Consider the following 20,627-nt stretch of genomic DNA (forward strand, 5'->3'; position numbering starts at 1 on the left):
CGACGGGAGGCGACGTAGGATTCCTGGGTGGCCACCCCCAAGATCGTCCTCTTCTACGCGTTCACCCCGCTCGCCGATCCGGAGGCCATCCGCGTCTGGCAGCGTGACCTCGGCGAGGCGCTGGGGCTGCGCGGACGGCTGCTGATCTCGTCGCACGGCGTCAACGGCACTCTGGGCGGGGACCTGCCGGCTCTGAAGAAGTGGGCGCGCTCGTTCCGCTCCTACGCCCCTTTTCGGGACACCGACATCAAATGGAGCGAGGGCACCGGACTCGACGAGGCGGGCCGCAGCCTCGATTTCCCGAAGCTGAGCGTGAAGGTGCGCGACGAGATCGTGTCGTTCGGTGCTCCGGATGAGCTGCGGGTCGACGCGCACGGCGTCGTCGGCGGAGGGGCGCGGCTCACCCCCGACGGGCTGCACGCCCTGGTCGCCGAGCGCGGGGACGAGGTCGTGTTCTTCGACGGCCGGAACGCGCTGGAGGCGGAGATCGGACGCTTCCGCGGCGCCGTCGTGCCGGACACCGAGACCACCAGGGACTTCGTGCGTCTGCTCGACTCCGGCGTGTACGACGATCTGAAGGGCAAGCCCGTCGTCACCTACTGCACCGGGGGCATCCGCTGCGAGGTGCTGTCGAGCCTCATGGTGTCCCGTGGCTTCGGCGAGGTCTACCAGCTCGAGGGCGGGATCGTCCGCTATGGCGAGACCTATGGCGACGACGGCCTCTGGGACGGATCCCTCTACGTCTTCGACGGGCGCGGATCCGTCGACTTCTCGGACCACGCGCGGGTGATCGGCGTCTGCGCGGGATGCGGGGCGGCGACGAAGCGCACCGCGAACTGTCCCGACCCCTCCTGCCGCGCGCAGTTCGTCGTCTGCGCGGACTGCGACGCGGTCGCCTGCCCGACGCACGCCGCAGCGTCCGCCGCGCACCCTTGACCGCGGCCCCTGCCGCCCGTCAGACCAGGAGTCGGGAGTCGGAACCCCGCGGCGCATAGAGCGACCGCGGCAACAGCAGCGCCTCGGCCCGAGTCCCCCCGGCGACGTGCGCGCGGAGGCTGACGAGCACGGCCCGCAGGGGGACGGCGAGGTCGTCGGCAGCGGCGGACGCGCGCGCGTAGTTCGCGTGCTCCACCGCCACGACCAACCGGCCCAACGCGGTCTCGTCGGCACCGGCCTCCCTGACGAGTCCGGCGGCACGCATCCGCGGGCTCTCCGCGTCCGAGACGGGGATCCGGAGGTCGATCAGGGTGTCGCGCAGCTCCGCCCATGCCGCCGCGGCGTCTCCCCGTGCCGCACGGCGCATCCGGAGGCGCCGCTCGAGGAGCCGGGCGACAGCGGGCAGGAGGAGCACGATCACGACACCGAGCGTCGTGAGGAGGACCGGCGTGGGGTCGAGCCGGCGCAGCTCCCCGGAGTCCGTCGAGCCGGCATCCGCATCCCTCCGGTCGACCTCCGGGCCGGAGGTCTCCTCGGTCTGCGGAGCCGTCGTGGGCGCGGGGGCCGCCGGGCCGCTGCTGCTTCCGCCCCCGGTAGCGCCGGCGCGGAAGGCCGTGGGGACGCCGAGCGAGGCCGTCGGCTCGAACGGCACCCAGCCGATACCGGGGAACAGCACCTCGGGCCAGGAGTGCAGCTGATCGCTCGACACCGAGAAGATCGACTCGTCACCACGCTTCTCGTCGGTGCGGGAGCCGGGGAGGTACCCGACGACGATCCGCACCTGCATACCCAGGCTCTCGGCCATGAGCGCGAAGGAGCCGGCGAAATGCACGCAGTACCCTGACCGCTCTTCGAGGAATCGCGCCACCGCGTCGGCGCCGGTGCCGTCGAAGCCCTCGTCGACCGGCGTCTCCAGCGAGTACTCGAATTGCGACCGGAACCAGTTCTGCAGTGCGACGAGACGGTCGTAGTCGGTCTCCTCGTCCGCGGTCACCTCGGCCGCGAGCTCGGGGATGATGGCGGGGAGCTCCACCTCCTCGTCCTCGTCGGTCTCCCGGGGTGGGGCCGCCTCCGTCGCACGGATCTGCTCTAGTGTCGGCGTCACGCGGACGGAGGTCACCGTGTAGTCATTGCCGACCGCGTCGGCGCGGCGGGAGAACAGCGTGCGGTTCTCGGGCGAGACGCGCCACGCGGCGCTGAGCCCCTGCACGTCGGTGGCCGGATACGGCAGGGGCAGCCAGGAGCTCGACATCCGCAGCACCCGGATGGAGGTCGTCTGCTCGGCGGCGGTGACGTCCGCGCTCCACTCCGGGTCACCGAACCCGTCCACCTGGGACTGCAGGTCGCCGCGGTCGGGCTGCCAGACGCGGCCGTCGAAGCGGGAGAGTGTCGTGAGGCGGAGGTAGGGAGCGGCATCCGCCTCGGTGGCCACCGTCAGCACCTCGACCGGACTCGGCTGCCGCAGGTCATCGCCCAGACGCAGGGAGGCGTCGACCGTGACGCCGACCCCGGTCCCGGCGATGCTGGACGCGACCGGGAGCAGCGGGGCCACGAGGAGCGTGGTCGCGATGGCGGCCGCGCCGACGGAGACGGCGACACCCGCCGAGGCGCGGCGCGGGGACCCGGGGTGCCGTCGCGCCGTGACCCGGAACAGGAGGAGGGCCACGACCGCCGCGATGGCGAACCAGGCCACGTTCGGCGGCCCCAGCGTCACGATCATGGGCACTGCGCCCACGGCACCCAGCAGGACGGTGGCGAGGACGGCGGCCCGGTGGGCGAGGAGGTGGTCGAGCAGGATCGCGACGAGGGCGAAGCCCGCACCCAGGGCGGCCGCGAGCCCGGGGGAGGCCTCCAGCGGGGCCGAGCCGAACACGATCTCCTGGACTGCGGCGGCGCCGAGAGCCTGGAACAGTGTGAGCGTGTCGGACGTCGGCACCACTCCCGCAACGGCGGTCTCACCGGCGAGGAGCAGCGTGAGGAGGCCGACGGCCACGAGGAGCTGCGCGAGAAGCGCGACCAGTCCGACGACGGTCGCAGGAGGCTCGCGCAGCAGATGCCGCACGAGCATGCCGACACCGATCACCGCGACGACGACGAGGGCCACGACGAACGACCAGGCACCCGGCTCGATGACAGACGTGAAGGGCCACAGCGCGGTGAGCGCGGCGAGGGCCGCGAGGGCACCGAGGGGGAGGATCCCGGCCGGCTCCTCCCGATCGCGGTGCCAGCGCGGGCGCGTGTCGGCGGGCACGGCGGCGGGCCGCGGCCGCTCAGCCCGGAACATCGACGGCTCCCGTCCGCGCAGAGAGCGCGTCATCCCAAGCCTCAGCGACGTCGGTACCCAGTCGCGCCACGGTCCAGCCGTGCTGTCGGGCGGTCTCCTCGGCGCCCGGCAGCGGGTCGGTGCTGAAGAGGAGCGGTGCGGCGGCGCCGGCGGGGCGGAGCAGCGCGGCGTCCTCCTCGTCCAGTCGCCCGGTCACGTAGACGAGCGGTCCGGGCGGTGTCCCGCCGACCAGGGCGACGAGGTCGCGGCGCTCGCCGCGCGGCGTGACCATCGCCAGCGCGACGAGCAGGCCGTCCCGGTCGTCCTCGTGTCCGCGGAGGGCACCGAGGAGCGTGCCCGCGCTGTCCAGGACGTCGACGCTGTATCCCTCGGCGGCGAGATGGAGGGCGGCGGAGGCACAGAGGGAGACCGCGGCCTCGAACGTCGGATCGATCTCGTCGGCGCTCGCGGTCCATCCGCTGCCCGAGCGGTCGAGCACGACGACGGCGTCCGGGCTCGACTCCTCCTCCTCCTGCCGGACCATGAGCTCTCCGCGGTGCGCGGTCGCCCTCCAGTGGATGCGGCGCATCGAGTCGCCGGGCGCGTAGCCGCGGGGCGAGAGGTTGTCGCTGCCCTGGCCGAGTCGGGTGGAGGAGGTGTGCGCCGTGCCGCCCGCCGCGCCGATGCGGACGGTGAGCGGGGTCAGCGCGAAGACCTCCGGGACCACCGTGATCGTCCGCGTGTCGCCGAACGCCTGCTCCCGCTGCGCCAGGCCGAACGGATCGACGGTGCGCAGCAGGAGCGGCCCCAGGGGCCAGACGCCGCGACGGACGCCGGTGACGAGGTAGCTGAGCTGCGGGGTGTCGGCGGGGTACTCGCCTCCCGAGTCGCCGGTGACGGCGGAGGGGAGGACATCGTGCCACAGTCCGTGCGGCACCCGGAGGGCGCGGAGCGTGAAGCGGACCGTCACGCGCGAGGTCTCCGAGACCGTGAGGAGGTCGGTCGAGATCTGCCGGGTGACCGTTCCGGAGCGGCGGGGGAGGCGGACGGCGAGAGCCGCGAACAGCGTGAGCGCGGCCAGCAGGACCCCGAGGTACAGCAGGATCCGCGCGCCGAGGATGTTGGCCGCGATCACGCATCCGAGCGCGGCGATGAGCGCACCGGTGCCGCGCGGCGTGAGCAGTCGACGTCGGCGCATGGCGGTCTCCTCAGGAGCGGGTCGCGACGGGCACGCGCACGCGCTCCGCGATCTGGGTGAGCGCCGCCTCGACCGGCTGGGCCCCTGCCCGATGTGCGCCGCGGGCGGGGAGCAGCCGATGGGCGAACACGGGGATCAGTAGGTCCGTGATGTCATCCGGGATGACGTAGTCGCGTCCGTCCAGCGCGGCCCAGACCTTCGCCGCGCGGACGAGCTGCAGCGTGGCCCGCGGGCTGGCGCCGAGGTGCAGGCTCGGGTCGGTGCGGGTGGCCTGGGCGAGGGCGACCGCATACTCCTCGAGCGCGGGCGCCACGTGCACGGCCCGGGCCCAGGCGATGAGCTGCGAGATCGCGGAGGCGTCCGCGACCGGGGTCACGGTCGCCAGCGGGTTCACGACGTCACGCTGCCGCAGCATGAGGGCCTCGGCCGCGGGGTCGGGGTAGCCCATCGAGATGCGCATCATGAACCGGTCGCGCTGCGCCTCGGGGAGCGCGTAGGTGCCCTCCATCTCCAGCGGGTTCTGCGTGGCGACGACGAGGAACGGGTCGGGCAGCCGATGCGTGGAGCCGTCGACCGTGACCTGCCCCTCCTCCATGGCCTCCAGGAGTGCGGACTGGGTCTTGGGGGAGGAACGGTTGATCTCGTCGGCGATGACGATGTGGGCGAAGACGGCGCCGCGCTTGAACTCGAACTCGCGATCGACGGGGTTGTAGACCGAGACCCCCGTGACGTCCCCGGGCAGGAGGTCAGGGGTGAACTGGATGCGCCGGACGGTGGCGTCGACGGTCGCGGCGAGCGCGCGGGCCAGCATCGTCTTCCCGACGCCGGGCACGTCCTCGATGAGCAGATGGCCTTCGGCGAGCAGGCAGACGAGGGCGCTGCGCACGGCCTCGGGCTTCCCGTCGATCACCTGGCTGATCGAGCCGAGGATGGCCGCGGTCTGGGCGGCGAATCCGTCGGCGTCGATCGCGACCGGGCTCAGGGGGGCGTTCTCTGGCATGCGTTCCCTCTCGTCCGGCGCAACGATGCGCGTGCATCGATCGTACGCTCCGCACGGCCCGCGGGACCATGCCGGGCTGCCCGGTATCCCGGAGACAGCGGGCCGACGGTCAGCCCCAGATCCGGTACCGCGGCTCCGCGGGGTCGAGCAGGGCGGGGGTGAGCCGGGCGACCTGCAGCAGCGCGAGACCGGCGGTCCCGCGGAGCTCGTGGAGTTCACATTGCCCGACGCTCTCCCGCCACCGCGCCGCGAAAGCCTCGGCGTCGGCCCGGCGACGGGAGAGTGCTGTGGGCACCGGCAGCAGACGGCGGCCGGGGAGGGCCCGGTCGACGAGCGAGCGGACGCGGTCGAGCACAGGACCGGGGCGTCCGAAGACGCCCTGGTCGACCCGCAGGAGGAAGCGCGGGCTCTCGGCCACGGCGAACAGCTCCTGCAGGGCGTCGGCGACCAGGGCGCGGTCTCTCCGCGTGCCGGCGATCTCGATCCAGAACTCCCCGTCGGAGCCGCCGCGCACCCGGACCGTCGAGAGATCGAAGGGACCCGCCCGCCCGGCGTCGTGGAGGGAGCGGGCGATGGCCAGCGCGGCGCCCGCATACAGGGCGGCGGGGTCACGGAGGCGGCGCAGGGCGCGCAGCACGCTGGAGCCGCACACGACGGCGGTCGCCAGCACGCCGCCGAGCGCCGCGGCGGTGATGCCCGCCTCCAGCGGGAGGGAGAGCGCGCCGACCGCGCCCAGCGCACCGGTCCCGAGGGCGACGCCGGTCGCGCTGAATCCGAATGTCAGGGGCACGGCGGCGGCGAGGGTCGGTCCCGTCCGCAGCAGTCGGGTCCCCGGGGTCGGGCGGACGGACACCACGTCGCGCTCCCGGGAGTCGTGCGGCTCGCCGATCCGCCAGTCCGCTCTGGTCTGCGCGCGGGTCGGGAGCCGGGAGAGCGTCTCCTCGTTGATCCTCTCGATCGTGGCGCCGGGGACCTTGTCGAGGACGTCGTCGAGGGCGGCGATCGCGGCGGAGGGGAGCGCGTGATCCAGCCCCGAGACGACCCGGGTGCCGTCGTCGGCGCTGAGCCCCCAGAGATGACCGTGCCGTCGCCGCAGGCGTTGCGTCTCGGCGGTGCTGTCCAGGTCGACGGACGCGGGGATGAGGCACGCCACCGACCAGTTGTGCGCCACCTTCTCCGGCCACGCCGGGTCGAGACGCAACGTGCGCCCTCGGAGCTGCGGGGTCCCGGTGCTGGTCGCCACGGCGGTGAGATCGATCAGGGTGTTCACCGACGGACAGTCCCACCCTTCGCCGAGGAGCCCGCGAGTGCCGACGAGCACCCGCACGGTGCCGCGTCGGATCAGCTCCGAGACGGCCGCGACGACCTGGTCTCGTCCGGCCTCGGCGACGCGCAGATCCCGGGTGGCTCCCGCTCCGTCGGCGACCGTCACCTCCTCTCCGAGCACCGCGGACAGCTGCTCCGCGAGATCGGCGGCGTCGGCCGCCCGCACCCGCAGGTGATGGGCGGTCAGCAGCACCGGCCGCAGCGCCCCCGTCACCTCGTCGGCGGCCAGCAGATCGAACACGCGGAGCGCTCCGGCGGGCTGCCCGGTGAGCCCGCGGCGGCTGCCATGCTCCACGAAGTCGGTCACGACCACCGCGCGCACCTGGGCGCCGGCGTCTCCGCTCACCTCGCGGTGCAGGATGTCCACGGCCGCGCGGTCCTTCGCCACCGAGGACGTCAGCGTGGTCTCCACCGGGTCCCGGCCGCGTCGCAGCCCCCGGTCGGTGAGGTGCAGGCCGAAGTCCGCGAGGGCTCCGCGCACGTGCTCCCACTGGCCGCGGGCGGCGGGGTCGGTGAGCAGGCGCGTCTGTGCGAAGCGGGTGAGGACGGTCAGCAGGTCGTCGGTCGTGCAGCGGCCGAACAGCACCGGCGGCAGGAGCGCGCCCAGCGGATGCCCCGGCGCCACGGCGCGGAGGACGACTCCGGCGGCCCTGGTGAGCGGGAAGTCTGTCGAGAGCGCCTGCTCCAGCCGTGCGCGCCGAGCGACGTCGGGCGCGCTCGTGTCGTCGGAGGGGTCAGCGGCGGCTCCGGGCTCCGGTTGCAGCGTCGCCTCGAGATAGGCCACGCCGTCCGGCGACGACAGCACCTGCCCGACGAGGTCCGCCAGCAGGGCTTCGTGCCGTCGGATGAAGGCGGCCTCGGCCGGATCCGGCTGGGTGAACCAGATCGAGTCCCGATAGGGCGCGAGGTGGCCCTCCTTGACGACGGCAGGAGCCGGCACCTCGTAGTCCACGTCTCCGAGCAGGCGCGTGTAGTTCTCGTACTCGACCCCGTCGTCGGGCGAAGGCAGCGTCGCCGTCAGGCCGATCAGGACCGGAGGCGATCCCGCGGCCCGGATGCGCGCTGCCAGATAGGCGACGACCAGCGCCCAGTGATCGAGCAGGTGATGGCACTCGTCGAGGACGATCGTGCGCACACCGGACCCGACGATCGCGTCGATGAGCGCCACGGCGTTGGGGTGCAGCACCCGGGCCAGCTCCTCCGGACGCTGCTGCGAGAACGAGCGGCGGACCCGGCGTATCCGTCGGCGGAGTCCTGCGCGGTAGCGATCGGGGTTGTCGACCTCGAGCGTGGCGAGCCAGGTCGCCGCCTCGGCCTCGGACCGCTCGGTCTCGGCGAGCTCGGCGATCCACCGGTGACGCGCGAGCTCCTCGAACGGAGAGCCATCGCCGGTGACGCTGAGCAGCTGATAGGTCAGCACCGTGAGGTCGCCGAGTCGCCGCGGATCGTCCGAGACGGCGTCGTCCTCGGGGGCGAGCCTCCGCGCCTCTCGGAGCCATTGCTGGCGGATGGTGAGCGTGGGAGTCAGAACGAGCGTGCGGCTGCCCTCCCGCGCGGCCAGCAGCAGCCCGAGCAGGGTCTTGCCGGACCCCGGCGGCGCGACGATGTGCATCTTCTCGTCGGCGCCGCCCTCGATGCGCTCCAGCACTTCGGCCTGGTACGTGCGCAGCGGTCCGCGGAACCGCCAGGACGAGAGCGGGAGGGCGAGCGGATCCATGACCTGCACAGTCTCTCAAAGAGCGGGGTGTGTCATCGCACCGGTCGGCGTCGGGTAGAGTGGACGACGGCTCTCCGCGTGGCGGCATCCAGGCCAATTCCCCCAGGGCGGAAACGCAGCAAGGGTAACCGGGCTCTGCTGGGTGCGCGGAGGGTCTTTTCTTTTGCCCGCGTCCAGCCGGCCCCCGGGTGCTCCTGCGAGAATCGAGCGGTGACCGTTCCTCCGCCGGCCAGGCCCGAGCATCCACTGCGGCGATTCGCGTCGCCTGTGCTTCTGCTCGCGGCGATGTGGGCGGTGCAGTTCGCGGACGCCGTGCTGCCCGGCTCCTTCAGCGGCCTCGGCATCCGCTCGTGGGACCCCGCGGGACTCCTGGGGATCGTCTTCGCCCCGCTGCTGCACGCGAGCTGGGCGCATCTGATCGCGAACTCCGTGCCGTTCCTCGTGCTCGGCTGCCTGGTCGCGGTCGAGGGCACGCGCCGGTTCTGGGCCGTCACCGTGACCGTCGCGGTCGTCGGCGGGCTCGGGACCTGGCTCGTGAACGCCCCCGGCACGCTGACCGTGGGCGCCTCCGGGCTCGTGTTCGGGTACTTCGGCTACGTGGTGATGCGGGTGTTCGCCCCCGGGCGCGTGTCGCACCGCATCCTCTACGCGGTGATCGCGGTCGTCGTGGTCGGCCTGTACGGCGGCACCATGCTGGCAGGGGTGTTCGGCGTCGCGGACGGCGTGTCCTGGCAGGGCCATCTGTTCGGCGCCATCGGGGGCGGTGCGGCCGCGCTCGCCGGACGGCGTCCCGACCAGCGCCGCGCCGTCGGACGATGACGGCTCCGCGCACGAGGAGGACGACGGGGACGCGGACCACGTCGACCCGGCGGCCCGCCGCGTCGCGCGAGGCCGCCAACCGCCGACGCCGCGAGGCCCGCCGTCGCGCCGCCCGGCGCGCACAGCGGAAGCGGATCCTGCGGCGCGTCGCCGTGTCCGCCGCCGTGGTGGCCGCGGGGGCGGCGTTGCTCGTGCTCATCCCGTTGGGGCTGGCGAGGGATCCGGCGCCGGTCTGCCTCGACCGTCCGTCGACCTTCCCCCAGGCGGGCGTCGCCGGATGGAGCGGCGAACAGCTCGAGAACGCCGCGACCATCATCCGCACCGCCGACGAGCTCGGGTTCGCGCGGGACGGCCAGATCCTCGGCGTCATGACCGCCATGGGCGAGAGCAGCCTGCGCAACATCGACTACGGGGACTGGGAGACGCGCGGCTGGACCAATCCGGACGGCTCGCGCACGACGAGCATCGGCCTCTTCCAGCAGCAGGACTGGTGGGGGAGCGCGGAGCAGCGGATGGATCCCGCCACCGCGGCCCGCCTGTTCTTCGAGCGCCTCGCGCGGGTCCCCGACTGGCCGTCGATGACGCCCTCGCACGCCATCCACCGGGTGCAGGTGAACACGGACCGGGACTACTACACGCGGTACCAGGAGGATGCGACGGCCGTCGTCGACGTGCTGTCCGGTCCGTGCGAGTGACGCGTGCGTTTGTCACGGTAGCGGCGGGGCGCGGTGTCCGGGTGCCCGCCTAAGCTGGAGCCGTGTCGCGGAGCATCTACATCACCTCGGCCGAAGGCCACACCGGGAAGTCGACGATCGCCCTCGGGGTGCTCGATGCGCTGATGCGCGTCTCGCCGCGCGTGGGGGTGTTCCGCCCGATCGCCCGCGCGGTCGCCGAGCGAGACGAGATCCTCGAGCTGCTGCTCGCCCACGACGGCGTCCAGCTCGACTACGAGGACTGCATCGGCGTCACCTACGACGACGTGCGCGCCGATCCCGAGGGTGCGCTGTCGACCATCGTCGCGCGCTTCAAGGCCGTCGAGGCGCAGTGCGACGCCGTCGTCATCGTCGGCAGCGACTACACCGACGTCGCGAGCCCCGCCGAGCTCGGCTTCAACGCCCGGATCGCGGCCAACCTCGGCGCCCCCGTCCTGCTCGTGCTGAGCGGACGCGACCAGCAGCGGCAGGCCGAGCAGCTCGGCACGACCACGGCGAGGGAGGCCGCCGCCGTCGGCCAGATCGCCGCCCTGGCGCTGCCGGAACTGGCCGAGGAGCGCGCGGAGCTGTTCGCGGTGGCCGTGAACAGGGCCGACCCCGACGGGCTCGATGCCATCGTCGACGCGGTGCGGGCCGTCGTCCCCGCCGGCACCCCGGTCTGGGCGCTGCCCGAGGACCGCGCGCTCGTCGCCCCGTCCATCCGCGGCATCGTGTCGGCCGTCGACGGCACGCTGCTCAAGGGCGACGAGGATCGTCTGACCGCGGTCGCGCTGTCGATCGTCGTTGCCGGCATGTCGATGGTGAACGTCCTGCCGCGCCTCACCGACGAGGCCGTGGTCGTGATCCCCGCAGACCGCACCGAGGTGCTGCTCGCCGCCCTTCTCGCCGACTCCTCCGGCACGTTCCCGCGGATCGCCGGGATCATCCTCAACGGGCCGTTCCCGCTGCCGGACCCGATCCTCCAGCTGCTCGACGGCTTCGCCTCCTCGGTGCCGATCATCACCACCGACCTCGGCACCTACGACACGGCGGTGCGGGTGATGGGCACCCGCGGCCGCATCTCCGCCGACTCGCGCGGTCGCTACGACCGGGCGCTCGGACTCTTCCAGGCGCATGTCGACGTGGTCGAGCTCACCGAGCAGCTCGGGCTCGCCGAGTCGCACGTCGTCACGCCGCTCATGTTCCAGTACGGCCTGATGGAGCGTGCGCGGGCCGACCGCCGCCACATCGTCCTCCCCGAGGGCGACGACGACCGCATCCTCCGGGCGGCGGCGGCGCTGCTGTCCCGCGAGGTGGCGGAGCTGACGATCCTCGGCGACGACGGCGCCATCCGCGCGCGGGCGGCGGAACTCGGCCTCGACATCGCCGGCGCGCAGGTGCTGAGTCCCACCGACCCAGAGCTCGTGGAGCGGTTCGCCGCCGAGTACGCCCGGCTGCGCGCCCACAAGGGGATCACGCTCGCGCAGGCCGCCGACACCGTCACCGACGTCTCCTACTTCGGGACGATGATGGTGCACCTCGGGCTCGCCGACGGCATGGTCTCCGGTGCCGCGCACACCACGGCGCACACGATCCGTCCGTCCTTCGAGATCATCAAGACGAAGCCGGGGGTGAACGTCGTCTCCAGCGTGTTCCTCATGGCCCTCGCCGATCGTGTGCTCGTGTACGGCGACTGCGCGGTCATCCCCGATCCCACGGCCGAGCAGCTCGCCGACATCGCGATCTCGTCCGCCACCACCGCCCGGCAGTTCGGAATCGACCCTCGCGTGGCGATGCTGTCGTACTCCACCGGTGAATCGGGGTCGGGGGCCGACGTCGACAAGGTCAGGGCGGCGACGGCGCTCGTGCGCGAGCGCGCTCCCGAACTCCTCGTGGAGGGTCCCATCCAGTACGACGCCGCCGCCGATGCGGCGGTCGCCAAGGCCAAGCTGCCGGACTCGGCTGTGGCGGGGCGGGCGACCGTGTTCGTCTTCCCCGACCTCAACACCGGCAACAACACCTACAAGGCGGTGCAGCGCTCCGCCGGCGCCGTGGCCATCGGTCCGGTGCTGCAGGGGCTCAACAAACCGATCAACGACCTGTCCCGCGGCGCGCTCGTCGACGACATCGTGAACACGGTGGCCATCACGGCGATCCAGGCCCAGGGCGACGAGCGAGCGGGGGAGGAGGCATGAGCGCGATCCTCGTCATCAACAGCGGGTCGTCCTCGCTGAAGTACAGCCTCATCGACACGGCGCACGAGGACGAGCTCGCCAGCGGGCTCATCGAGCGCATCGGGCAGGACTCCAGCCCCGTCGCCCACACCGTGCGCCCGGAGCCGGGTGACGGACCGTCGGCGACGATGCTCGACGCCACCTACCGCGACGAACAGTCCATCCCCGACCACGCCGCCGCCTTCGAGGTCATGCGCGCCCAGTTCGTCGCGCACGGCCCCTCCCTCGAGGCGCATCCCCCGGTCGCGGTCGGGCATCGGGTCGTGCACGGCGGTGCGCGCTTCTACGCGCCGACCCTGATCGACGCCGACGTCGAGCGGCAGATCGACGAGCTCGCCGTGCTCGCGCCGCTGCACAATCCGGCGAACCTCGCAGGCATCCGGGCGGCTCGCGCCGTGTTCGACAGCGTCCCGCACGTGGCGGTGTTCGACACCGCGTTCCACCAGACGCTGCCGCCGGCGGCCTACACCTACGCGATCGATGCGGCGCTCGCCGCCGAGCACCGGGTCCGTCGGTACGGATTCCACGGCACGAGCCACCAGTACGTCAGCGAGACCGCCGCGCGCTTCCTCGGGCGCGATCTCGGGACCCTCCGGCAGCTCGTGTTCCACCTCGGCAACGGCGCCTCGGTCACCGCGATCGACGGGGGTCGCTCGGTCGAGACCTCGATGGGCCTCACGCCGCTCGAGGGCCTCGTCATGGGCACGCGGTCAGGCGACATCGACCCGGCCGCTCTCGTGCACCTGTCCCGCCGCGCCGGCTACACCATCGACGACCTCGACGCGCTGCTGAACACCCGCAGCGGACTGGCGGGACTCGCCGGACGCAGCGACATGCGCGACATCCTCGCGGGCGTCGCCGCGGGGGAGGAGGCCGCGACGCTCGCCTTCGACGTGTACGTCCACCGTCTGCGGGCCTACGCCGGCGCCTACATCGCCCAGCTCGGCGGGGTCGACGTCGTGTCCTTCACCGCCGGCGTCGGGGAGAATGCGGCGCCCGTGCGGGCGGCGGCGATGGCGACGCTCGGCTTCGCGGGGATCGAGATCGACCCCGCCCGCAACGAGGCGAAGGAGCGCGGCGTCCGCGTCATCTCGACGGACGCCTCGGCCGTGACGGTCCTCGTCGTCCCCACCGACGAGGAGCTCCAGATCGCCAGGCAGACCGCCGAACTGCTCTGATCGCGGTCCGGGGTTACCCCGCGCGCGCCACCGCCATTACGCTTGCACAGTGGCACGGAGAGGTGCCGACCCGACCCTCGTCCTTCTCCTGGAGGCTCTGTGCCAGACGCGCTGCCCGACCTGTTCCACGCCGACGGTGTGCTGTTCGACCTCGACGGCGTCCTCACGCCGACCGCCGAGGTGCACATGCGCGCCTGGAAGGCGGTCTTCGATGACGTCTTCGCCCGCTGGGACATCACGCCGCCGTACACCGACGAGGACTACTTCGCCTACGTCGACGGCAAGAAGCGCTACGACGGCGTCGCGAGCCTGCTGCGCAGCCGCAACGTCGAGGTGCCCTGGGGTTCGGTGGACGACGACCCGTCCGCCGAGACCATCTGCGGGATCGGCAACCGCAAGAACGCCGCGTTCGCGGCGTCCCTCCGCAGCCAGGGCATCGCTCCGTTCCCCGGCTCCCTCGCCGTGGTCGAGGCGCTGCACGCCGCGGGGATCCCGCTCGGCGTCGTCTCCAGCTCCAAGAACGCCGAGGAGGTGCTGGCGGCCGCCGGCATCCGGTCCTTCTTCCGCGTCGTGATCGACGGCGTCGTCGCCGAGCGCGAGCACCTCGCCTCCAAGCCCGCGGCCGACATGTTCGCCGCCGGCGCCACGGCCCTCGGCGTCGACCCGTCCCGCAGCATCGCCGTCGAGGACGCCACCTCCGGCGCCGCTTCGGCCGCCGCCGCCGGCTACGCCGTCGTCATCGGCGTCGACCGCGGCGCCGGCGCCGACGCACTCCGCGCCGCCGGCGCGACCCACGTCGTCGACGACCTCGGCGTCCTGCTTCCCGCCGCCCGCACCGACACCTCGGAGACCGCATGATCGACCGCGACCGCTTCCCCGTCGACCCGTGGCGTCTCATCGAGACGCGCTACTCGGAGGAGGGCGTCGGCGAGACGCTGTTCTCGGTCGGCAACGGCTACCTCGGGCTCCGGGGCAACCACATCGAGGGGCGCGGCGCGCAGGAGCACGGCACCTTCATCAACGGCCTGCACGAGACGTGGCCGATCCGGCACGCCGAGCAGGCCTACGGCTTCGCCGAGGTCGGCCAGACGATCGTCAACGCCCCCGACGCGAAGGTGATGCGGCTCTACGTCGACGACGAGCCGATCTCCCTCGACGACGCGGACGTGCGCGAGTACGCCCGCACGCTCGACATGCGCACGGGCGTGCTGGAACGGCGCGTCGTCTGGGAGACCCCGTCCGGCAAACGGGTGCGCATGCGGGATCAGCGTCTCGTGAGCTTCGAGGAGCGCCACCTCGCCGTGCTGCGGCTCGAGGTCGTCGTCGAGAACGCCAACGCCCCGGTCACGATCAGCTGCCAGCTGCTCAACCGTCAGGACGGGGCGGGCGTCTACGCCGGCTCCCCGATGACGACCAAGGGCGCCGCCTTCGACCCGCGCAAGGCCGAGCGCATCGCGGACCGCGTGCTGGAGCCGGCGGAGCACTGGCAGGACGGGCTGCGCTCCGCGCTGTCGTACCGGGTCGCCGCGTCCGGGATGACCGTCGCCGTCGTCGCCGATCACATCATCGAGACGGAGAACGACTACAACGTCCGCACGCTCATCGAGCCGGACATCGCCAAGAACGTCTTCCGCGTCCAGGCGAAGGCCGGCGTCCCCATCACGATCACCAAGCTCGTCAGCTACCACTCGTCCCGCGGGGTGCCCCCGCGGGAGCTCGTCGACCGCTGCCGTCGCTCTCTCGACCGGGCAGCGGACGAGGGCGTCGAGACGGTCTTCCGTCGTCAGCGCGAGTGGCTCGACGCGTTCTGGGAGCGCAGCGACGTGCAGATCGGCGGGCGCGACGACCTGCAGCAGGCCACCCGCTGGTGCCTGTTCCAGCTCGCTCAGGCCTCGGCCAGGGCGGACGGCGCCGGCGTCCCCGCGAAGGGACTCACCGGTTCGGGCTACAGCGGCCATTACTTCTGGGACACCGAGATCTACGTGCTCCCGTTCCTCACCTACACGACGCCGCGCTGGGCCTACAACGCTCTCCGGGCCCGGGTGAAGATGCTCCCCGCGGCGCGCCGCCGGGCCGCTCAGCTCAACGAGGCCGGAGCGCTCTTCCCGTGGCGCACGATCAACGGCGAGGAGGCCTCGGCGTACTACGCCGCCGGCACCGCGCAGTACCACATCAACGCCGACATCAGCTTCGCTCTCGGCAAGTACGTGCGGGCGACCGGGGACGAGGCCTTCCTGCGGCGCGAGGGCGCCGACGTCGCGATCGAGACCGCGCGGCTCTGGGCCACCCTCGGCTTCTGGCGGGGGTCGCGGCTCGTGGAGCAGTCCGGTGCCGGCGACGGCCTCCAGACGTTCCACATCCACGGCGTCACCGGCCCGGACGAGTACACGACCGTCGTGAACGACAACCTGTACACGAACGTCATGGCGCGGTACAACCTCCGGTACGCGGCCAAGGTCGTGCGGGAGATCCGCGACAGCTACCCCGAGGACTACGCGGCCCTCGTCGAGCGCACGGGCCTCGGCTCCGGTGAGGCGGAGTCCTGGGAGCGGGCCGCCGAGGCGATGTACATCCCGTACAGCGAGAGTCTCGGCATCCACCCGCAGGATTCGCTGTTCCTGGAGCGGGAGGTCTGGGACCTCGCGAACACCCCGGCCGACCAGCGCCCGCTGCTGCTGCACTTCCACCCGCTCGTGATCTACCGCTTCCAGGTGCTCAAGCAGGCCGACGTCGTGCTGGCGCTGTTCCTCCAGGGCAACCACTTCTCGCCCGAGGAGAAGAAGGCCGACTTCGACTACTACGACCCGCTGACGACGGGCGACTCGACCCTCTCGGCGGTCGTGCAGTCGATCCTCGCGGCCGAGGTGGGCTATCAGGACCTCGCGCAGAAGTACTTCGAGCAGTCGCTGTTCGTCGATCTGCACGACCTGCACCACAACGCGGCGGACGGCGTGCACGTGGCCTCGGCCGGTGGCGTGTGGACGGCCCTCGTGTGCGGCTTCGGCGGCATGCGCGACTACGGCGGCGACCTCAGCTTCGACCCGCGGCTCCCGGAGTCCTGGCCGTCGCTGTCGTTCCCGCTGCAGTGGCAGGGGACCGCGATGCAGGTGACCCTCACGCGGCACGAGCTGCGCGTCGAGGTGCGCAGCGGACCTCCGGTGCCGTTCAGCGTGCGGGACAACGCGTACATCGCGACGCTGGAGGACGAGGTCATCGTCCCGCTCGCGAACCAGGGACCCGTGATCCCGGGACGCCCGACCCTGCAGGAGTTCGCCGACGCCCGCCGCGACGACGGCACGCGTCTTTCGGCCTCGGTCCCGGTGATCACGAGCGCGATCCCCGTCATCGAGAACCTCGACTGACCGCCGACCCACCCCTCTGCGTGCGTCCCACCCCGTTGCGGACGCACGCAGAGGGGTGGCTCGCGTGAAAGGGGCCGGGTCGACCGGGAGGGGAGCAACGTCGGTGGCACGCCGTAGGCTGGAGGGGTGACCACAGCCCTCTACCGCCGCTACCGACCCGAGACGTTCGGCGAGATGATCGGGCAGTCGCAGGTGACCGATCCGCTCATGACCGCGCTGCGTGGCGACCGCGTCGGCCACGCCTACCTGTTCTCCGGCCCGCGCGGCTGCGGCAAGACCACCTCGGCGCGCATCCTCGCCCGGTGCCTGAACTGCGCGGAGGGGCCGACCGACACCCCGTGCGGGACCTGCCCGAGCTGTGTCGAGCTGTCCAGGGCGGGCGGCGGATCGCTCGACGTCGTCGAGATCGACGCGGCGAGCCACAACGGCGTCGACGACGCGCGCGACCTGCGCGAGCGGGCGACCTTCGCCCCGAGTCGCGACCGCTTCAAGATCTTCATCCTCGATGAGGCGCACATGGTCACCCCGCAGGGCTTCAACGCGCTGCTGAAGCTGGTCGAGGAGCCCCCGCCGCACGTCAAGTTCATCTTCGCGACGACGGAGCCCGAGAAGGTGCTCGGCACGATCCGCTCGCGCACCCATCACTACCCGTTCCGGCTGGTGCCGCCCGCCGCGATGCTCGACTACGTCGAGAAGCTCTGCGCAGAGGAGGGGGTCATCGTCGAGCAGGGCGTCCTCCCGCTCGTCGTCCGCGCCGGGGGAGGCTCGCCCCGCGACACGCTGTCGCTGCTGGATCAGCTCATCGCGGGATCGGAAGCCCCTGCCGGCTCGGAGACCGTCACCGTCGGCTACGCGCGCGCAGTCGCTCTGCTCGGGTACACCCACGGGGCTCTCCTCGACGAGATCGTCGATGCGCTGGCGGCGGGCGACGCCGCGACCGCCTTCCCGGCCATCGACCGCGTCGTGCAGACCGGACAAGACCCGCGCCGCTTCGTCGACGACCTCCTGGAGCGCCTGCGCGACCTCATCGTGATCGCCGCCGTGGGCTCCGGTGCCTCCGCCGTGCTCCGCGGGATCGCCGAAGACGAGCTCGACCGTATGCGCCGCCAGGCCGAGTCCTTCGGCGCCGCGCGGCTCTCCCGTACGGCCGACGTGGTCAGCGCCGCTCTCGACGACATGTCCGGAGCCACGTCGCCCCGCCTTCACCTGGAGCTCATGGTGGCCCGCGTCCTCGCCGCGTCCGGGGGGTCGACCTCGTCCGGGGCGGCCGCGTCGGGCGCGCTGCACCCGCCGGCCACCACGCATCCGCCGGTGATCCCGCCCGCGGCCGCGGCGCCATCTCCCACGGCTGCCACCGGCACGGAGACCGCACCGGCAGTGCCCGCGCCGCCCGCGGCACCGGCTCCCTCCGCGCCGGCCGTCTCCGCCCCTGTGGCCGCCGCTGAGCCCGAGCGCTCCCGGGAGCCCGAGCCGGCGCCGGAACCCGCCCGTCCCGCGGAGCCCGACCCCACGCCGGCTCCGGCCCCGGAGTCGTCCGCGCCGTCCGCTCCCGTCACGTTCGACCGCGTCCGCGACGCCTGGCCGGCCGTGCTGAAGCGCCTCGAAGGCATCAGCCGCACGTCCTGGCTCCTCGCCACCGCCGTGCAGCCGCTGGCCTACGACGGCGAGTCCGAGGTGCTGACCCTCGGATTCACGAGTCAGCACGACGTCGCGAAGTTCAAGGGGACCACGCCCGGCTCCGGACCGTCCGACCACCTCCGCACGGCCATCGAGCAGGAGGTCGGGGTGCGGGTCAAGTACCTGCCGGCCCCGATGCCGCCCGGCGGTGCGCCGCGGCAGCCCGCCTCCTCGGGATCCGCCGCCCCGGCCGACACCGCTCCCGCATCGGAGCCTGCGTCAGCGCGTCCCTCCCGCCCGCAGACCCGCGCCGCCGCGGCCCCGGTGACGGAGTGGGCGGTCGCCCCCATCCCGACGACAGCGGCCGCCGCGCCCGCAGCGCCCCTCGCCGTCGACGAGGAGCCGGAGGAGGTCGAGGCCGCCTCCGCCGCCCCGACTCCGCCGGCCGACGGCAGGGTCGATCGCGATGAGCCGCCGCTGCCCGGCGACGACGACGCTCCCGCGTTCGACGAGGAGCCGCCGTACGATCCGGCCTACGAGCCCCCGGCTCCGTACGACCGCCCTCCTTCCCCACGTGCGACTCCGGCGGCGGCCCCGCAGGCGGCCGCCCGCACGGCCCCCGCGGCCGCTCCACCGGTCGTCGTCGAGCGCAACCCCGCCGCCGGCGGCGTGCAGCGCTACGGAGAGGCCGTGATCCGCCAGGTGCTCGGCGCGACGTTCCTTCGCGAAGAGCCCTACGAGCCCCCCACGAGGTTCTCCTGATGTACGACGGCATCGTCCAAGAGCTGATCGACGAGTTCGGCCGCCTTCCCGGCATCGGCCCGAAGTCGGCGCAGCGCATCGCGTTCCACATCCTGCAGACGCCGACGTTCGACGTCGCCCGTCTCGCCGAGCTGCTGACCGAGATCCGCATCCGGGTCCGCTTCTGCGAGATCTGCGGCAACGTCGCGGAGCAGGAACGCTGCGCGATCTGTCGCGACCCCCGCCGCAACCAGGCGCTGATCTGCGTGGTCGAGGACGCGAAGGACGTCGCGGCGATCGAGCGCACGCGGGAGTTCCGCGGCCTGTACCACGTGCTCGGCGGTGCGATCAGCCCCATCGCGGGCATCGGGCCGGACGACCTGCGGATCGCCCAGCTCATGACGCGGCTCGCCGACGGCACCGTGCAGGAGGTCATCATCGCCACGAACCCCAATCTGGAGGGCGAGGCGACGGCGAGCTACCTGAGCCGGCTCCTGACGACGATGCAGATCACGGTCTCGCGGCTCGCCTCGGGCCTCCCGGTCGGCGGCGACCTCGAGTACGCGGACGAGGTGACGCTCGGCCGGGCCTTCGAGGGCCGGCGCGTGCTGTGACCCCGCAGTCCGGCTTCTCCCGCCGGGGCTGGCTGCTCTTCGGGGTCATGGCCCTGCTCTGGGGCGTTCCCTACCTCTTCATCAGCGTGGCGGTGGATTCGATCTCCCCGCCCGCGATCGTGGCGGGACGGACGCTGATCGCGGCTCTCCTCCTGCTGCCGTTCGCCCTGCGCAGCGGGGCCCTCCGCGCGGCACTGCGGCACTGGCCGTGGGTGCTGGCCTTCGGGGCCGTGGAGATGGCCGGACCGTTCCTCCTCCTCGGGCATGCCGAGATGACGCTGCCCTCCGGCATGACCGGACTCCTCGTCGCGACCGTGCCGCTGTTCGCCGCCCTCATCGCGCTGGGCGGCGGCGACCGCGGCGTGCTGCGTCCCGCCCGCGGCATCGGCCTGCTGGTCGGCTTCGTCGGCGTCGCCATCGTCGTGGCGGGGCCGGGGCTCTTCGGGGGAGAGGTGAGCCTGCTCGCGGCCGGGGAGGTGCTGCTCGTCGCGGTGCTGTACGCGATCGCACCGTTCATCGTGGCGCGCAAGCTGAACGACGTGCCCTCGCTCGGCACGATCACGCTGTCCCTGCTCATGATCGGCATCTTCTACTTCCCGATCGGTCTGCTCACGCAGCACGAGGTGCCGACGCTCCCGTCGATCGGCGCCCTCCTCGCTCTCGCCGTCATCTGCACGGCGCTGGCTTTCCTGGCCTTCTTCGCGCTGATCCGCGAGGTCGGACCGGTCAGGGCGCCGCTGTTCACCTACGTGAACCCCGTCGTGGCGATCGTGCTCGGCGCGATCGTGCTCGCCGAGCCCCTCACCCCTGGGCTCCTCCTCGGGTTCCCGCTGATCATCGTCGGGTGCTGGTTCGCCGCCACCGGAGGGCGCCTGCGCCCGATGACGCCCGTCCCGCCCGCCCCCGCCTGAGCCGTCACATGCGCGGGGC

Annotated in this window: 14 protein-coding genes and 1 other RNA gene; 11 read left to right on the forward strand and 4 right to left on the reverse strand. The window is 72.8% G+C overall.

What is annotated here, in order from left to right; all coding sequences use genetic code 11:
- The first annotated feature begins 27 nt into the window (after positions 1-27).
- Positions 28-936: an oxygen-dependent tRNA uridine(34) hydroxylase TrhO gene (gene trhO / locus AUV07_RS11225; protein ID WP_062636181.1), complete on the forward strand. Its 909-nt coding sequence runs from the start codon at positions 28-30 to the stop codon at positions 934-936.
- A 19-nt stretch (positions 937-955) separates the two neighbouring features.
- Here trhO and AUV07_RS11230 read toward each other — a convergent pair whose 3' ends face one another.
- The 4 genes from AUV07_RS11230 to AUV07_RS11245 form a co-directional block, all read right to left on the reverse strand.
- Entirely contained in the window at positions 956-3,253 is a 2,298-nt protein-coding gene (locus AUV07_RS11230; protein ID WP_231868250.1) for a transglutaminase family protein, read from the reverse strand.
- Positions 3,207-4,397 carry a DUF58 domain-containing protein gene (locus AUV07_RS11235; RefSeq protein ID WP_062636183.1) on the reverse strand — a complete coding sequence of 397 codons (1,191 nt, stop codon included), beginning with the start codon at positions 4,395-4,397 and terminating at the stop codon, positions 3,207-3,209. Before AUV07_RS11235 ends, AUV07_RS11230 begins: the two co-directional genes overlap by 47 nt.
- A gap of 10 nt (positions 4,398-4,407) precedes the next feature.
- The gene (locus tag AUV07_RS11240; RefSeq protein ID WP_062636185.1) at positions 4,408-5,397 is read right to left on the reverse strand and encodes an AAA family ATPase; all 990 of its coding nucleotides are present in this window, start codon (positions 5,395-5,397) and stop codon (positions 4,408-4,410) included.
- A 109-nt stretch (positions 5,398-5,506) separates the two neighbouring features.
- Entirely contained in the window at positions 5,507-8,440 is a 2,934-nt protein-coding gene (locus AUV07_RS11245; RefSeq protein WP_157524035.1) for a DEAD/DEAH box helicase family protein, read from the reverse strand.
- 65 nt (positions 8,441-8,505) lie between these two features.
- Here AUV07_RS11245 and ffs point away from each other — a divergent pair.
- The 10 genes from ffs (at position 8,506) to AUV07_RS11295 (ending at position 20,608) form a co-directional block, all read left to right on the forward strand.
- Positions 8,506-8,602: signal recognition particle sRNA small type (gene ffs / locus AUV07_RS11250), an RNA gene on the forward strand.
- A gap of 48 nt (positions 8,603-8,650) precedes the next feature.
- Positions 8,651-9,259: a rhomboid family intramembrane serine protease gene (locus AUV07_RS11255; protein WP_062636189.1), complete on the forward strand. Its 609-nt coding sequence runs from the start codon at positions 8,651-8,653 to the stop codon at positions 9,257-9,259.
- On the forward strand, positions 9,256-9,954 hold the full coding sequence (locus AUV07_RS11260; RefSeq protein WP_062636191.1) for a hypothetical protein: 699 nt from the start codon (positions 9,256-9,258) through the stop codon (positions 9,952-9,954). Before AUV07_RS11255 ends, AUV07_RS11260 begins: the two co-directional genes overlap by 4 nt.
- A gap of 62 nt (positions 9,955-10,016) precedes the next feature.
- Complete coding sequence (gene pta / locus AUV07_RS11265; protein WP_062636193.1) at positions 10,017-12,146, forward strand: phosphate acetyltransferase; 2,130 nt, start codon at positions 10,017-10,019, stop codon at positions 12,144-12,146.
- Complete coding sequence (locus AUV07_RS11270) at positions 12,143-13,363, forward strand: acetate/propionate family kinase (protein ID WP_062636194.1); 1,221 nt, start codon at positions 12,143-12,145, stop codon at positions 13,361-13,363. Before pta ends, AUV07_RS11270 begins: the two co-directional genes overlap by 4 nt.
- Before the next feature lie 99 nt (positions 13,364-13,462).
- Complete coding sequence (locus AUV07_RS11275) at positions 13,463-14,221, forward strand: beta-phosphoglucomutase family hydrolase (RefSeq protein ID WP_062636197.1); 759 nt, start codon at positions 13,463-13,465, stop codon at positions 14,219-14,221.
- On the forward strand, positions 14,218-16,725 hold the full coding sequence (locus AUV07_RS11280; RefSeq protein WP_062636199.1) for a glycoside hydrolase family 65 protein: 2,508 nt from the start codon (positions 14,218-14,220) through the stop codon (positions 16,723-16,725). Before AUV07_RS11275 ends, AUV07_RS11280 begins: the two co-directional genes overlap by 4 nt.
- Positions 16,726-16,851: 126 nt before the next feature.
- Positions 16,852-19,104 carry a DNA polymerase III subunit gamma and tau gene (locus tag AUV07_RS11285; RefSeq protein ID WP_062636201.1) on the forward strand — a complete coding sequence of 751 codons (2,253 nt, stop codon included), beginning with the start codon at positions 16,852-16,854 and terminating at the stop codon, positions 19,102-19,104.
- Positions 19,104-19,697 carry a recombination mediator RecR gene (recR, locus tag AUV07_RS11290; RefSeq protein WP_025104255.1) on the forward strand — a complete coding sequence of 198 codons (594 nt, stop codon included), beginning with the start codon at positions 19,104-19,106 and terminating at the stop codon, positions 19,695-19,697. Before AUV07_RS11285 ends, recR begins: the two co-directional genes overlap by 1 nt.
- Positions 19,694-20,608, forward strand: coding sequence for a DMT family transporter (locus AUV07_RS11295; protein ID WP_062636203.1), 915 nt, complete (start codon positions 19,694-19,696; stop codon positions 20,606-20,608). Before recR ends, AUV07_RS11295 begins: the two co-directional genes overlap by 4 nt.
- Positions 20,609-20,627 lie beyond the last annotated feature (19 nt).

Origin of the sequence: Microbacterium sp. CH1, assembly GCF_001595495.1 — a bacterium.
In the GTDB taxonomy this organism is placed as follows: Bacteria; Actinomycetota; Actinomycetes; order Actinomycetales; family Microbacteriaceae; genus Microbacterium.

Excerpts from the sequence above, each read along its gene's own strand:
- AUV07_RS11230 (WP_231868250.1), bottom strand. The coding sequence starts at position 3,253 with ATGACGCGCTCTCTGCGCGGACGGGAGCCGTCGATGTTCCGGGCTGAG.
- AUV07_RS11235 (WP_062636183.1), bottom strand. The coding sequence starts at position 4,397 with ATGCGCCGACGTCGACTGCTCACGCCGCGCGGCACCGGTGCGCTCATC.
- AUV07_RS11240 (WP_062636185.1), bottom strand. The coding sequence starts at position 5,397 with ATGCCAGAGAACGCCCCCCTGAGCCCGGTCGCGATCGACGCCGACGGA.
- AUV07_RS11245 (WP_157524035.1), bottom strand. The coding sequence starts at position 8,440 with ATGGATCCGCTCGCCCTCCCGCTCTCGTCCTGGCGGTTCCGCGGACCG.
- AUV07_RS11260 (WP_062636191.1), top strand. The coding sequence starts at position 9,256 with ATGACGGCTCCGCGCACGAGGAGGACGACGGGGACGCGGACCACGTCG.
- AUV07_RS11270 (WP_062636194.1), top strand. The coding sequence starts at position 12,143 with ATGAGCGCGATCCTCGTCATCAACAGCGGGTCGTCCTCGCTGAAGTAC.
- AUV07_RS11280 (WP_062636199.1), top strand. The coding sequence starts at position 14,218 with ATGATCGACCGCGACCGCTTCCCCGTCGACCCGTGGCGTCTCATCGAG.
- recR (WP_025104255.1), top strand. The coding sequence starts at position 19,104 with ATGTACGACGGCATCGTCCAAGAGCTGATCGACGAGTTCGGCCGCCTT.